Source organism: Yoonia sp. 72 (genome assembly GCF_034652275.1).
In the GTDB taxonomy this organism is placed as follows: Bacteria; Pseudomonadota; Alphaproteobacteria; order Rhodobacterales; family Rhodobacteraceae; genus Yoonia.
The window spans coordinates 13,836-28,138 of sequence record NZ_JAXIWG010000005.1 but is presented as its reverse complement, the minus strand read 5'-3'; the positions used below and the strand labels follow the sequence as shown (position 1 = coordinate 28,138).

General features: G+C 62.7%; 11 protein-coding genes. 6 read left to right on the top strand and 5 right to left on the bottom strand.

Annotated features, from left to right (window positions below):
• Positions 1–261: 261 nt before the first annotated feature.
• On the bottom strand, positions 262–1,539 hold the full coding sequence (locus tag VCK47_RS17265; RefSeq protein WP_322892161.1) for a hemolysin family protein: 1,278 nt from the start codon (positions 1,537–1,539) through the stop codon (positions 262–264).
• 448 nt (positions 1,540–1,987) lie between these two features.
• Here VCK47_RS17265 and VCK47_RS17260 point away from each other — a divergent pair, with 448 nt between their 5' ends.
• From VCK47_RS17260 to secD, 3 genes are read left to right on the top strand one after another with little or no spacing between them, the layout of a single operon-like run.
• Positions 1,988–2,908 (top strand): calcium/sodium antiporter, encoded by a 921-nt coding sequence (locus VCK47_RS17260; RefSeq protein ID WP_322892160.1) that lies wholly within the window; start codon positions 1,988–1,990, stop codon positions 2,906–2,908.
• A gap of 2 nt (positions 2,909–2,910) precedes the next feature.
• Entirely contained in the window at positions 2,911–3,225 is a 315-nt protein-coding gene (locus VCK47_RS17255) for a hypothetical protein (protein ID WP_322892159.1), read from the top strand.
• 47 nt (positions 3,226–3,272) lie between these two features.
• A complete protein-coding gene (secD, locus tag VCK47_RS17250) occupies positions 3,273–5,756 on the top strand; it encodes a protein translocase subunit SecD (protein WP_322892158.1) in 2,484 nt (827 codons plus the stop codon).
• A gap of 578 nt (positions 5,757–6,334) precedes the next feature.
• On the opposite strand, the gene hutU is transcribed toward secD, so the two are convergent.
• From hutU to hutI, 4 genes are read right to left on the bottom strand one after another with little or no spacing between them, the layout of a single operon-like run.
• The gene (gene hutU / locus VCK47_RS17245) at positions 6,335–8,020 is read right to left on the bottom strand and encodes a urocanate hydratase (RefSeq protein ID WP_322892157.1); all 1,686 of its coding nucleotides are present in this window, start codon (positions 8,018–8,020) and stop codon (positions 6,335–6,337) included.
• Between the two features lie 40 nt (positions 8,021–8,060).
• A complete protein-coding gene (gene hutG, locus VCK47_RS17240) occupies positions 8,061–8,855 on the bottom strand; it encodes an N-formylglutamate deformylase (RefSeq protein WP_322892156.1) in 795 nt (264 codons plus the stop codon).
• Complete coding sequence (hutH, locus tag VCK47_RS17235; RefSeq protein ID WP_322892155.1) at positions 8,852–10,369, bottom strand: histidine ammonia-lyase; 1,518 nt, start codon at positions 10,367–10,369, stop codon at positions 8,852–8,854. The genes hutG and hutH overlap by 4 nt, the downstream gene beginning before the upstream one ends.
• Positions 10,363–11,565: an imidazolonepropionase gene (gene hutI / locus VCK47_RS17230; protein WP_416236689.1), complete on the bottom strand. Its 1,203-nt coding sequence runs from the start codon at positions 11,563–11,565 to the stop codon at positions 10,363–10,365. The genes hutH and hutI overlap by 7 nt, the downstream gene beginning before the upstream one ends.
• 72 nt (positions 11,566–11,637) lie before the next feature.
• Between hutI and VCK47_RS17225 the strand changes: the two genes are divergently transcribed.
• The 3 genes from VCK47_RS17225 (at position 11,638) to VCK47_RS17215 (ending at position 14,123) form a co-directional block, all read left to right on the top strand.
• Positions 11,638–13,002 (top strand): formimidoylglutamate deiminase, encoded by a 1,365-nt coding sequence (locus tag VCK47_RS17225; RefSeq protein WP_322892154.1) that lies wholly within the window; start codon positions 11,638–11,640, stop codon positions 13,000–13,002.
• Positions 13,002–13,691: a UTRA domain-containing protein gene (locus tag VCK47_RS17220; protein WP_322892153.1), complete on the top strand. Its 690-nt coding sequence runs from the start codon at positions 13,002–13,004 to the stop codon at positions 13,689–13,691. Before VCK47_RS17225 ends, VCK47_RS17220 begins: the two co-directional genes overlap by 1 nt.
• A 303-nt stretch (positions 13,692–13,994) precedes the next feature.
• A complete protein-coding gene (locus VCK47_RS17215; protein WP_322892152.1) occupies positions 13,995–14,123 on the top strand; it encodes a hypothetical protein in 129 nt (42 codons plus the stop codon).
• The last annotated feature ends 180 nt before the right edge of the window (positions 14,124–14,303 follow it).

The following is a 14,303-nucleotide window of genomic DNA, read 5'->3' as shown; positions in this document are numbered from 1 at the left end:
CATCGTAAACTCACTGCGTTTCAGTGCATCCCAAGTTGGAATGACCGTTCGATCGGGAACGGCTTGCTCCATATAACGTCCGCTTCTGCCGGTATTCCTGCCCTAAACCAGATTGGAGCATCGACGGAATAGTCGGTGCAGTGAATGACTGTTTGTGTCTTTCCAGACTGCGCCCGCTTGCAGGTCCCGCAAAGGACGAATTCACGCCCCTTGCAAAGAGGGCCTATGAGGCCTCCCGCTCTGTGCCTGCCGTAGAGCAAGTCACGCGGCGCGCGATATCAGAAGCTTGTCGATCCGCCGCCCGTCCAGATCGACGACCTCAATGGTCCAGCCCTGAAACTTCAGAACTTGGCCGACGTCCGGCAAATGCCCGATTTCCTCCAGCACCAGCCCGGCGACGGTTTCAAAGTCGCGGTCCTCGGCGATGTCGAGCGCGAGCAAGGCGGCGAACTCGTCGACCGGCATCCAGCCTGCGACCAGATAGGACCCGTCGGCGCGGGTTACGACCTTTGGCTCGTCCGAAGCGTGATCGGGAAATTCGCCTGCGATGGCCGTCAGCACATCCATCGGGGTAATGATCCCCTCGAAATGGCCGTATTCGTCATAGACCAGCACCATATGTGCGGGCACTGTGCGCAGACGGTCGACAACCTCGAGCGCGCTTTTGCCATCACGGACCACAGGGGCCTCGCGCAGCAAGGCGCGCAGGTCGAAGGGCTTGTTCATCAAGGCGGGTGCAAGGATATCACGGATTGTCAGCACACCGATGATATTGTCGACATCACCATCCCAGACAGGGACACGCGACCGGCTTAAGTTACCCAACCGCTGAAGCAATGCCGCCTTGTCGATGTTGGCATCCAGCGTTTCGACCTCGTTGCGCGGTGTCATCAACCCACGTGCGGTGCGGTCGGCCACGCGCATCACCCCGGCGATCATCTGGCTTTCGGCACGGTTCATCGCGCCCGAGCTTTCGGCTTCGGCGATGATCAGGCGCACTTCTTCGTCGCTCACACCCCGTGACTGTTCACCGGATTGGCCCAGCAACCGCAGCACCAGCTTGCCCGAACGGTCAAGCACCCAGATCAGCGGGGCCGCCACACGTGCGATGATCCGCATCATGGGCGCGACCCGCGCGGCGACCTGTTCGGGCGCGCGCAGCGCGATCTGCTTGGGAACCAGCTCGCCCACGATCAGCGACAGATAGGTGATCGCTACAACCACCGAACCGACGCCGATTGGCTGCGCCAAGGCAGCCGGAACGCCTGCGTCGAGAAGGCTGGCCGCCAGACGCGCACCCAACGTCGCGCCGGAGAACGCCCCCGCAAGGATGCCGACCAGTGTGATCCCGATCTGCACGCTGGACAGAAACCGGCCCGGATCCTCGGCCAACAGGATCGCCGTCGCCGCACCCTTGCTGCCCTTGTCCGCCAGCATCTTGAGCCGCGCCGGACGGGCCGACACGATGGCCAGTTCCGACATGGCCAAAAGCCCGTTGATCAGCGTCAGCAGGATGACGATCGCGATTTCGAAATACATAGTGTCCCGTTCTTGCCGGATCATCCGGCGGTTGATGTGGCGTCATGGTAAAGGGTTGCATAGCCGATGGCCACCGCTGGCCCAAGGCCGCGCGATGCAGCCGGAATGTTCTGGGCAAAGTGAAATGGCGGCCAGCAAAGCCATCCACCCGCGCACGCAGATCCGCGAAATACGCCTGCGGATCAGCGGGATCGCCCGACACAAGATGTGATGATGAGACCATGATGGGTGCCCATCAGCTCCTGTAGGTTGGTGCCGGACGCGAGGGTGCGGGGCTTTGATGACCGCATGTCGTGAGCAGGTGAGGCAACTGCAAGATCGCCTGCGAAATCTTTTTCATTTGGGACAAGATGAATCATTATTTTTCCGGATGCCTTGCGCAAGATCGGGCCGATACACACGTCCCAGAGCGCAAGGGCAGATCACCTGCCCCAAAGGACCCCTTCCATTGGATTATGTATACCTCGTCGCCGGCTTGATCGGCTTGTTCTTTGGCGGTGAAGCACTTGTGCGCGGCAGCGTCGGGATCGCGCGGCGACTTGCCATTCCGCCCTTGCTGATTGGTCTGACAGTCGTGGGCTTTGGCACATCGACGCCGGAACTGCTGGTCTCGGTCGATGCCGCATGGCGCGGCGTGCCTGATATCGCGCTTGGCAATATCATCGGCTCCAACATCGCCAATATCCTGCTGATCGTAGGTCTGACCGCGCTGGTCTGGCCAATCACCGTCATGGGCGCGACCTTGCGGCGCGATACGCTGGTGATGGTCGCGGCCGCCGTGGTGCTGGTGCCGATCTTTGCCTTGGGCTTCATGGCGCGGCTGTCGGGTATCATTCTTGTTGCGGGGCTGGTCGGCTATCTGGTCTGGGCCTATCGCACCCCCGGGGATGCAGCGGCCGAGGATGACACCCTGCCCGCTCCGTCCTCGACGTTGCACTCTGTGCTGTGGGTGATCGGCGGGCTGGTCGTGCTGATGGTCGGCGCGCGGTTTTTGGTGGACGGATCGGTCAATATCGCGCGCGGCTTTGGTGTATCCGAGGCGTTCATCGGCTTGACCATCGTGGCCGTCGGCACATCCTTGCCGGAACTTGCCACCTCATTGATCGCAGCCTTCCGCCGCCAGTCGGAGATTGCGATCGGCAATATCGTAGGGTCCAACATCTTCAACGTTCTCGGTATTCTGGGGATCACCGCCGTGATCACGCCAATCCCTGTCGCGGACCGTTTCCTGAGCTTTGATCTGCCGGTCATGATCGCCGTGTCGCTTGTGCTGACGGCCCTTTTGCTGACCCGCCCGCAAATCGGGCGCTGGATGGGTGTTGCGCTTTTGGCTGGCTATCTGGCCTATGTTCTGGCGGCGCAGGGGTGATCTTGCGCCTGACATCCCTACTGGTGCTTGTGCTCTCCCTGCTGGCTGTGCCGGCGGGGTCAGGACAAAATGCGGGCACCGCTGACCGTCCGGTGGCGATAAGCCAGATTTCGGTTGCTGACGCCGTCTTGACCCATCAGCGCCACCTGATCCGCGCGGCGGCGTTCGACGATGGCACTGATTTCATGCAACCCGCCGCGCGCGCTGCCAAGCGCGCGACAGATGGGGCGGTTCTGATCCGGCCACAGGCGCCGGGGGTGATCCTTGCTGCATCACACATTGTCCTGCCACCGCTTCGTGGACCGCCTGTGGCCTGACGCAATCTTCGTCAGACTAATCTTTCAGGCAATCATGGATATTGAATATGCGCCGACCAGCATGGGTCTTGATGACCTATGTCGCACTGTTGTTTCTTGCAGTGGCGACAGCCCTTCCGAACTTTCTTTCAACCGCAACCCGCAACGCGCTGCCGGACTGGGCGACCAGCCAGACGGTGTCATTGGGCCTTGACCTGCAAGGCGGTGCGCATCTGCTGCTGGCAGTGGATCGCGATGATCTGGCGCAGGCCCGCCTGCAGGACCTGCGCGAAACACTTGTTGCCGAGATGCAGGCGCAGAACCAAGGCCCGTCCGCGATCACCAGCGATGGTTTGACGCTGGATGTCCGCGCCGATGACGCGCTGTTCGTTGCGATGCAGGAGATTGCCGCCGCCACGGCAGAGCCGGGGATGCCGGTTGATTTCACGGTCAGCCGGACTGACGGTGTGATGCGCCTTGCCCTGACCAGCGCCGGACTTGATCGCGCGGCAACAGATGCTGCGGACGCCAGCCTTGAGGTCATTCGCCAGCGCGTCGATCAGGTCGGCGTGTCCGAACCGGTTATCAGCCGGGTGGGCGCGGACCGTATTCTGGTGCAGATGCCCGGCGTCGAAAACCCCGCGCAATTGCGCGATCTGCTGGGATCGACCGCCAAGATGAGCTTTCAGATGGTCGCCCCCCAAGCCGGACTGGGCGTGTCATTGCTCGAGATGCGTGACGGCAGCGGTGCCATTCCGGTGGAAAACCGTGTCGCCTTGTCCGGTGACCGGCTGGACAAGGCGGCGCTGGGGTTTGATCCCGAGACGGGCCGCCCGATGGTCACCTTTGCTTTTGACCGGCAAGGTGCCGTGACATTCGCCGAAATCACCGCCGCCAATATCGGTCAGCGTTTTGCCGTGGTGCTGGATGGGCAGGTTCTGACGGCACCGGTGATCCAGACCGTCATTCCCGGTGGGCAGGGGCAGATCACCGGTGATTTCACGCCGGAAGAGGCGCAGACGCTGGCAGTCTTGCTGACCTCGGGCGCGCTGCCCGCCTCGCTCCAAGTGATCGAAGAACGCAGCGTCGGTGCAGCACTTGGTGCGGATTCGATCAAATCCGGATTGGTCACAGGCGTTGCCGGTCTGGGGCTGGTGATGGCGATGATGGTCGGCCTTTACGGTGGCTGGGGCCTGCTGGCCAGCGCGGTGCTGGGGATCAACGTCATGCTGACGCTGACGGCATTGGGGGTGCTGGGTGCGACACTGACTTTGCCGGGGATTGCAGGGATCATCCTGTGCCTTGGGATCGCGGTGGACAGCAATATCCTGATCTTCAGCCGCATCCGCGAGGAAACCGCCAAAGGTGCCGTCGCGATCAAGGCGCTGAAGCAAGGCTATGCGCAGGCTTGGTCCACGATCTTTGACGCCAATATCACCACGCTTTTGGCGATGGCCTTGCTGTTCATGTTCGGCGCGGGGGCCGTGCGCGGTTTTGCCATCACGATGAGCCTTGGCATCCTGATTTCCATGTTCACCGCGGTCGTACTGATGCGCATGGTGATGGAAGGCTTGGTCCGCCGCCGCAAACCCGCGCGGCTGACGATTGCGCCGCTGTTTGGGCGCGTGACCGCCCCCGGTGCCTTTGCGTTTATGCGACGCGGGCGGCTGGCGTTGGCTGTCTCGGCCATGCTGTCCATCGGGGCGGTCACAGCACTTGTGGTGCCCGGACCCAACCTCGGAATCGACTTTACCGGCGGTGTGCAGATGGTGCTGCGCTCTGACACGGCGGTGCCACTTGCCGATCTACGCGCTGCCATTGCTGCCAATGTGCCGGGTGACGCCAGCCTGCAAGCCTTTGGCGACCCGAAAGAGGCGTTGATCCGCGTCCAAGGCGAGGCCGGACAAGCCACCGTCGCGGCCGTCGAGGCTGCTGCTGCGCAGGCTGTGCCGGGTGCTGTCTTTGACCAGATCGACCTTGTCGGACCGACCATCAGCGGTGAGTTGGCCACCACCGGTCTGATCGCGCTGTCGCTCGCCGTCATGGCGATGCTGGCCTATATCTGGGTCCGGTTCGAATGGCATTTTGCGGCGGGGGCGATTGTCGTGCTGTTCCTCGACATCACAAAAACCTTTGGCATCATCGCGTTGGCGGGCTGGGAGGTGAACCTGACGACCATCGTCGCCTTGCTGACGCTGATCGGCTATTCGGTGAATGACAAGGTGGTGGTCTACGACCGGATCCGCGAACATCTGCGTGCAGATACCGGCGCGCCGCTGGCCGAGGTCATCGACCGCAGCCTCAATCAGGTGCTGGCGCGCTGTATCTTCACTTCGGGCACGACCTTGGCCGCCCTGTTGCCGATGGCGATCTGGGGCGGACCGGCCGTTGCGGGGTTTGCCTGGCCGATGATTACGGGGGTCGTGATCGCGACGGCATCGTCGCTGTTTGTCGCAGGGCCGGTTTTGGCGTGGCTCGCGGGGCGTGGACCCGCAGGTATAAACGCGATGGCAGTTCAATTGGGCAATCACGACATAAGAATAGCAGATTAACTGCTCCGCACGGGGCGCGACAGGTTTGCATGGCCACGCGCCCCGATTTTGCCGGCCCATCCGCATAGCAGCCTTTCACATAAACCGCAGCAAAGGTCAGTTCTCTGCCCTATCAGACATATCCTCAGAACGGTACGACCGGACCGCACTGGTCCTTGGCCATCCGGTCGTGCGCTGCGATGCAGCTTCACCAGACCGGACTTTCGCGGCGTTGCCGAAATTTATGTCCGACTAAAATGCGCGGTCTGCAGGAGTTTGCTGGCTGACGAAGAGGGATGGTTCTGCGCACGACCCGCTTCTTGCCTCTGGCTCATGCTGTTCCCAACGGAGAAGGACGATCTAACCGAGGTGGCGATCACGAGATTTCGCGAAAACATTTTGAGGAGAGGATTGCACATGACAGGCCAATTGCATTCCAGCCGCAAGCTTCGCCAGGACGACCTGGTCTTGCCCGAAGTTGCGCTTCTGGCAGCAATAGAAATGCACGTTTTGTTGTTCGAGAGGTCCTCTTTTCGGTGGTGGCGGGCCGTTTCTTGCCCAAAGGCATTCCGTCCCAAACTTTTCTTCAGTCGAACTTGTTAACCTCTCAGAATACCCGGCAGGTTCAGCCCGTGTTCGCGCGCGCAGTCCAAAGCGATATCATAGCCCGCATCAGCATGGCGCATCACACCTGTCGCCGGATCGTTCCACAGCACATTGGCCAGCCGCCGGTCCGCGTCCGCTGACCCGTCACAGCAGATCACCATGCCCGAATGCTGCGAAAACCCCATGCCGACACCGCCCCCGTGATGCAGGCTGACCCAGGTGGCACCTGACGCACAGTTGAGCAGGGCGTTGAGCAGGGGCCAGTCTGACACGGCATCCGATCCGTCCCGCATCGCCTCTGTCTCGCGGTTGGGGCTGGCGACGGAACCGGAATCCAGATGGTCCCGCCCGATCACGACGGGCGCTTTCAATTCGCCGTTGCGCACCATTTCGTTGATCGCAAGCCCTGCGCGATGCCGGTCGCCCAGACCGATCCACATGATCCGCGCGGGCAGACCCTGAAAGGCGATCCGGTCGCGCGCCATATCCAGCCAGCGGTGCAGATGCGCGTTGTCGGGGAACAATTCCTTCATCTTGGCATCGGTCTTGTAGATATCTTCGGGATCACCCGACAGCGCGGCCCAGCGGAACGGCCCGATCCCGCGGCAAAACAGCGGGCGGATATAGGCGGGCACAAAGCCGGGAAAAGCAAAGGCGTTTTCCAGCCCTTCCTCCAGTGCGACCTGACGGATATTGTTGCCGTAATCCAGTGTCGGAACACCGGCATTCCAGAAATCGACCATTGCGGCCACATGCGCGCGCATGGATGCGCGGGCAGCGGCCTCGACCTCTTTGGGGGCGGTTTCCTGTTTTGCGCGCCATTGCGCCACGCTCCAGCCCAAGGGCAGATAGCCGTGGATCGGGTCATGGGCAGAGGTCTGGTCGGTCACCATATCGGGGCGCGGGCCTCCTGCCTGCATCCGGCGGAACAATTCGGGGAAAACCTCGGCCGCATTGCCGATCAGGGCAACGGATTTTGCCTCGCCTGCCGCCGTCCAGCGCGCGATCATCGCCAGCGCTTCGTCAAGGCTATGGGTCTTTTCATCGCAATAGCGGGTACGGATACGGAAATCGGCCCGCGTCTCGTCGCATTCCACGGCCAGACAGCAGGCCCCCGCCATCACAGCGGCCAGTGGCTGCGCGCCCCCCATGCCGCCCAGACCTGCGGTCAGTATCCATTTGCCTGTCAGGTTGCCGCCGTAGTGCTGGCGCCCGGCCTCGACAAAGGTTTCATAGGTGCCCTGCACAATCCCTTGCGTGCCGATATAGATCCACGAACCGGCGGTCATCTGGCCGTACATCGCTAGACCTTTTTTATCCAGTTCGTTGAAATGGTCCCAAGTTGCCCAATGCGGCACAAGGTTGGAATTGGCGATCAGCACGCGCGGCGCATCCTTGTGGGTGCGGAACACGCCGACCGGTTTGCCCGATTGCACCAGCAGGGTTTCGTCATCCTCCAGCTGTTTCAGCGCGGCCACGATGGCGTCGAAATCCTCCCACGTCCGCGCGGCACGGCCGATACCGCCATAGACGACCAGCTCATGCGGGTTCTCGGCCACATCGGGGTGCAGGTTGTTCATCAGCATCCGCATCGGTGCCTCTGTCAGCCAGCTTTTGGCGGTGATCTCGGTGCCGGTGGCGGGATAGATGTCGCGGGTGTTGTGGCGGGGATTTGTCATGGATTTTTCCTCGATAGGGCAAAGAATGGCAAAAGGGCGATCATGGCCGCATGTCCAGCACTGCGGTCGCAAGGCTGTGCAAAATCTGCGCCAGCACAGGGCGCAGCTGCGCGGCCTTGTGATCGCTGAAGGCAAACGGCGGCTGTTCCTGCGCCAGATAGGTTGATTGCGCCAGTTCCATCTGGATGGCGTGAACCCCGCGCTGCGGCTGGCCGTAATGCCGCGTGGTCCAGCCGCCTTTGAAGCGGCCGTTCACCACATGAGTATAGGGTGCAGCCGCCGCACAGATATCCGTGACCACCTGCGCAAGGCGCGGGTTACAGCTGCGCCCGTCATCGGTGCCGATGTTGAAATCCGGCAAGGTGCCGTCAAACAGGAACGGAATCCGCGACCGGATCGAATGGCAATCAAACAGCAACGCCACACCGTGCAGCGCCCGCACCCGCGCCAGTTCGGCCTGCAAGGCCGCGTGATAAGGCGCGTGAAAGACGGCAAGCCGTGTAGCAACCGCCTGCTTATCCGGCACTTGCGCCCAGATGTCGTGACCGTCGAAATCCGTCAGCGGCATAAGGCCGGTGGTGTTCTGGCCGGGATAAAGGCTTGCGTCATCCGGCGCGCGGTTCGCGTCGATCACATAGCGGTGGAAAGTGGCGCGCACCGTCGTCGCCCCCGCCAGCAACCCGTCATAGAGGCTGTGGATGTGCCAGTCGGTATCGGCAAGGCTTTGCCCGCCCGCGTTCAACGCCGCCATGATATCCGGCGGCACAAATGTCCCCGTATGCGGCAGGCCCAGCACCACAGGGCTGTCACCACGGACCACCGCAACCGGCGTCATAGCGCGAAATCCAGCCCTGCGGCCTGCAGCAGATCACCGTCGCGGATGAGGCGGCTTGCTGTTTCGATATCGCCGGCAAGGAAACGATCCTCGGCCAAGGCCGGAACCTGCGCGCGCAACGCGCCCATCGCGGCTTGCAAGCGCCGCGATGTCACCAGCGGCGCGCGGAAATCCACCCCTTGTGCCGCGCAAAGCGCCTCGACCCCCAGAATGACCGACAGGTTCGCGTTCATCCGCCCCAGACGCCGCGCACCATGCGCCGCCATCGAGACGTGATCTTCCTGATTGGCCGATGTTGGCGTGCTGTCTGTGGAACAGGGGTTCGCCAGATGCTTGTTCTCGCTCATCAGCGCGGCGGTCGTGACCTCGGCGATCATATAGCCGGAATTGAGGCCGGGATTTGGCGTCAGAAACGGCGGCAGATCATGGCTGAGCGTGGGATCAACCATCAAGGCGACCCGCCGCTGCGCGATCGCCCCGATTTCGGCCAGTGCCAGCGCGATGATATCGGCGGCAAAGGCCACCGGTTCGGCATGGAAGTTACCGCCCGAGATAATCCCCGCCTCGACCACCAGCGGGTTGTCGGTGACGGCATTCGCCTCGATCTCGAGCGTGGTCGCGGCATGGCGCAGCAGATCGACGGCAGCGCCCGCAACCTGCGGCTGGCAGCGGATGCAATAGGGGTCCTGCACGCGGGCATCCCCCGCGCGGTGGCTTTCGCGGATCACCGATCCGGCCATCAGTGACGCCATTTCGCCCGCCACCTCGATCTGGCCGCGATGCCCGCGCAGGCGGTGGATTTCCGGCTCCAGCGGTGCGGTCGATCCCATGATCGCATCGGTCGACAGACATGACGTGACCAGCGCGTTGCTGGCATTGCGCCAGCCGTCAAACAGCCCCACAAGCGCCAGCGCCGTCGAAAACTGCGTGCCGTTGATCAGGCCCAGCCCTTCTTTCGGACCCAGCACCAGCGGCGTCAGCCCTGCCGCAGCCAGCGCCGCCGCACCGGTCATCCGCTGGCCGTCAAAAAACGCCTCGCCCGTGCCGATCATCGCGGCGGTCATATGCGCGAGCGGCGCCAGATCGCCCGACGCGCCAACCGACCCTTGCACTGGCACGACAGGTGTGACGCCACGCGCCAGCATCGCCTCGATGAGGGCGATCACCTCCCAGCGCACACCAGATGCCCCGCGCCCGAGGCTGAGCAGTTTCAGCGCCATCATCAGACGCGTGGTGGGGATATCCAGCGCCTCGCCCACGCCGCAGCAATGGCTCAGGATCAGGTTGCGTTGCAGGGTGGCAATGTCTTTGGGCGCGATCTTGACCGACGCCAGCTTGCCGAACCCTGTGTTCACACCGTAGATCGCAGCCTCGCCCGCCGCCACATCACGGACTTTCCAAGCCGCCGCATCCACGCCTGCGCGGGCCGATGGGTCCAGCCGCGCGGGTAACCCTCCCCGCCAAAGTGTTTCCAGTTGCGCAAGCGTGGTGGCGCCGGGTGTCAGGGTCAGCATAGAAGGCCTCCGAAAATACGCATATGCAGCGGGTTGAAACCGATGCGGTAAGACAGCTCTGCGGGCGTCGATACATCCCAGACCGCGAGATCGGCCCGCAGCCCGCGCGCGATAGCGCCGGTATCATCAAGCCCCAGTGCCTTTGCGGCATGGACGGTGACTCCGCGCAACGCCTCGTCCGGTGTCAGGCGGAACAGGGTGCAACCCATGTTTATCGTCAGCAAAAGCGAGGTCAGCGGTGACGATCCGGGGTTGCAGTCACTGGCCAAAGCCATCGGCACACCCTGCGCGCGGAACGCGGCGACGGGGGGCAACTGCGTTTCCCGAATGAAATAATAAGCACCGGGCAACAGCACCGCGACACTGCCCGCTGCGGCCAAAGAGCGGGCATCGGCATCGGTGGCATATTCGACATGATCCGCCGAAAGCGCGCCATACCGCGCCGCTAGCGCCGTGCCGCCCAGATGCGACAATTGTTCGGCATGCAGCTTGACCGGCAGGTCCAGTTTCTGTGCCGCATCAAACACACGCGCGATCTGCGCGGGCGAAAAGGCGATCCCTTCGCAAAATCCGTCCACCGCATCGACCAGCCCTTCGGCATGGGCCTGATGCAAGGCGGGGATGCAGATCTCGTTGATATAGGTATCCGCACGGCCTGCATATTCGGCAGGCACCGCATGTGCGCCCAGAAAACTCGTGCGGATACGCACAGGGCGCAACGCCGCCAGTTCGCGCGCCACCCGCAGCATCCGCAGTTCGGTGTCGATATCCAGACCATAGCCTGACTTTACCTCGATGCAGCTGACGCCTTCGGCCAGCAGCGCATCCAACCGCGGCATGGCCTGCGCGAGCAGGTCACCCTCTGACGCCGCGCGCGTGGCAGCGACCGTGGACACGATCCCGCCGCCTGCGCGCGCGATCTGCTCATAGCTCGCCCCTTCGAGGCGCATTTCGAATTCGCGCGCGCGGTGACCGGCATGGACGATATGGGTGTGGCAATCAATCAGGGCAGGCGTGACCAGCCGACCTTGCAGGTCCAGCGTTTCTGCGTCGCGATAGCCTGCGGGCAAGTCGCCAACCGGCCCCACCCAGTCGATCAGACCGTCCTTGATCGCCACGGCACCCGCCCCCGCGACAGGGGCCGCCATCGTCGCCAGTGCGGCATTAATCAGAACTGTGGTGCCAGCCGATTGCATCTTGATTCCCCTGCGGACTTGTCACAATATGTCTATACTTATTTTTGTGTCAACGGGGAATGGCGGGCGATCATGGGCAGGATCTGGGCAGAACGGGCGCTGCTGGCATCGGGCTGGCACAGCGATGTCGCGGTTGTTGTTGACGGCGGGCGCATCACGCAGCTGCACACAGGCGCAGCCATTGCGCCGGACGATACCCGCGTGGGCGCGCTGCTGCCTGCGCCGACCAACCTGCATTCCCACGCATTCCAGCGCGCAATGGCAGGGCTGACCGAACGGCGCGGCCCTGACCCCCGCGACAGCTTCTGGACATGGCGGCAGCTGATGTTCCGCTTTCTGGACCAGCTGACCCCCGATGACGTGCAGGCGATTGCCGCCTTTGTGCAGATGCAGATGCTGGAGGCGGGCTATAGCGCTGTGGCAGAGTTTCACTATCTGCACCACGCACCCGGCGGTCAGCCCTATGCCCACCTGTCCGAAATGGCAGACCGCATCACCGCCGCCGCCGCAGACAGCGGAATCGGCTTGACGTTGCTTCCTGTGCTTTACCAATTTGGCGGTTGCGACAAACGCCCCCTTGGCGCGGGCCAGATCCGGTTCGGCAATGACCCCGACCGCTTTGCCGCGCTGCTTGACGCCGCACAGACCGCCTTGGCCACATTGCCTGACGATGCCCGCCTTGGCGTGGCCCCGCACAGCTTGCGCGCTGTGTCACCCGAAGGACTGGCCGCCTGCCTGACATTGCGCCCTGACGCACCCTTGCACATGCATCTGGCCGAACAGCTGGCCGAGGTGGACGAGGTTTCAGCCCATCTTGGCGCGCGTCCCGTCACTTGGTTGCTGGACAATGCCCCCGTGGACCACCGCTGGTGCCTGATCCATTGCACCCAGATGCAACGGGGCGAAACACTGGCCTTAGCCGCAACCGGTGCCGTGGCCGGATTATGTCCGATCACGGAATCGAGCCTTGGTGACGGGATATTCGACGGCGTGGCATGGGCAGGGGCGGGCGGCGCATGGGGCATCGGGTCGGACAGCAACATCCGTATCGCCCTGGCCGAAGAATTGCGCACCCTCGATTATTCGCAACGCCTGCGCGACCATTCCCGTGCCGCACTTGCCACCCCTGACAAATCAACGGGACGCGTGCTGTTTGAAGGTGCCGTAGCAGGCGGCGCACAGGCGGCAGGGCGCGATGCAGGCCAGATTGCGACGGGAAAATTGGCCGATCTGATCGCCCTCGACACCACCCATATCGACCTTGAAGGCCGCGAGGGTGATACCCTGCTTGACGCCTTCATCTTTGCCGCCGACGATTGCGCGATCACCGATGTCTGGTCCGCCGGACGCCACGTTGTCACCCAAGGCAGGCACATGCACCACGACACGATCACCGCATCCTACCGCAAGGTGCTGCGGCGGCTGACCGCCCTGTGATGGACGGCCCCGTTACATGGCAATCCGTGCGCGCCGAAGCCTTGCGCCGGATCAGGGCGCGCGAATGGCCCCCTGGCAGCCAGATCCCGCACGAGGCTGATCTGGCAACCGAATTCGGCTGCGCGCGCGCCACCGTCAACCGCGCCCTGCGTGATCTGGCCGAGGCGGGGTTGCTGGACCGCCGCCGCAAAGGTGGCACGCGGGTGTCGCTGACGCCTGTGCGCAAGGCGACTTTCGAGATCGCGATCATCCGCCATGATATCGAAGCGCGGGGGCATGGTTATGGCTATCAGCTTTTGTCCGATACCTGTGATCGTCCGCCGGACACCATCCGCAAGGCGCTAAAGCTTGACGACACAACCAGAATGCGCGCGGTGCAGGCGCTGCATCTGGCCGATGGACAGCCGTTTTGTCTGGAAATGCGCTGGATCAATCCGGCCCTCGTCTCGGCCGATGTCAGCTTTGAGACGACCAGCGCGAATGAATGGCTGGTGCGGAACATGTCTTATTCCGGTGGCGATTTCATCTTTTACGCGACCCCTGCGGACGACGCTTTGGCCAAAGTGCTGGATTGTGCGCAAGGTGCGGCCCTGTTCGCCATCGACCGGACCACGTTTTCAGAGCAGCATCCCATCACGGCCGTTACCCTGACCTATGCGCCCGGCTACCGGATGTTCACGCAGGTCTGATCTGCACACCACCCGAACAGCTCAATCAGAATGCAGCCCGCGAGCTTCGCAGCGCAGCAAGTGACTGTGCCAACAAAGGGCAGGGTGCCAAAACGCAAAGCCCGGGCTAAAGGCGGTGACCATTGCGATCCGGATGATCGAGTTTTGCAACGCAGGCCCCTCCGCTCTTTGTAGCCCAGACCCATCGACAAAAGCGCCGTAAGCGCTTCTTTTGCTTCCGGCACGCCGTCAGATATTTGCAGTCGAGAAATCAGAACCCCGGCCTTCTCGTGATATGTCCGGGCCGTTTTGTGATGGATGCGGATGGGTGAAGGCAGGATCACGCGCCAGTTGGGTTTCGGGTTCCATCTGGCGAGTATCAAGCGCAAGCATGTGGTCTTTCATCTGGGCTACTGGCACACCAGCGATAATGGCATCGACGGGCTGGGGTAGGGTCAGCTGCGCCTACGGAATGAGCGATCCATTATCGTCCGCGGCCCGCCTGCCAGTGCTTCGCCCTCGCCCAGCGTGGCAGCGCTGGCAAGCGACAGGCCCAGTCCCGTTTAGCCCGGCAGGGGGATTATGGAACGGGTGCGTTAACACACAGTGTAGACAGCACTGTGCCAGTGCGTC

Excerpts from the sequence above, each read along its gene's own strand:
- secD (WP_322892158.1), top strand. The coding sequence starts at position 3,273 with ATGCGCCGACCAGCATGGGTCTTGATGACCTATGTCGCACTGTTGTTT.
- hutI (WP_416236689.1), bottom strand. The coding sequence starts at position 11,565 with ATGCAATCGGCTGGCACCACAGTTCTGATTAATGCCGCACTGGCGACG.
- VCK47_RS17265 (WP_322892161.1), bottom strand. The coding sequence starts at position 1,539 with ATGTATTTCGAAATCGCGATCGTCATCCTGCTGACGCTGATCAACGGG.
- VCK47_RS17220 (WP_322892153.1), top strand. The coding sequence starts at position 13,002 with ATGGACGGCCCCGTTACATGGCAATCCGTGCGCGCCGAAGCCTTGCGC.
- VCK47_RS17225 (WP_322892154.1), top strand. The coding sequence starts at position 11,638 with ATGGGCAGGATCTGGGCAGAACGGGCGCTGCTGGCATCGGGCTGGCAC.
- VCK47_RS17215 (WP_322892152.1), top strand. The coding sequence starts at position 13,995 with ATGGGTGAAGGCAGGATCACGCGCCAGTTGGGTTTCGGGTTCCATCTG.
- hutU (WP_322892157.1), bottom strand. The coding sequence starts at position 8,020 with ATGACAAATCCCCGCCACAACACCCGCGACATCTATCCCGCCACCGGC.
- hutH (WP_322892155.1), bottom strand. The coding sequence starts at position 10,369 with ATGCTGACCCTGACACCCGGCGCCACCACGCTTGCGCAACTGGAAACA.
- hutG (WP_322892156.1), bottom strand. The coding sequence starts at position 8,855 with ATGACGCCGGTTGCGGTGGTCCGTGGTGACAGCCCTGTGGTGCTGGGC.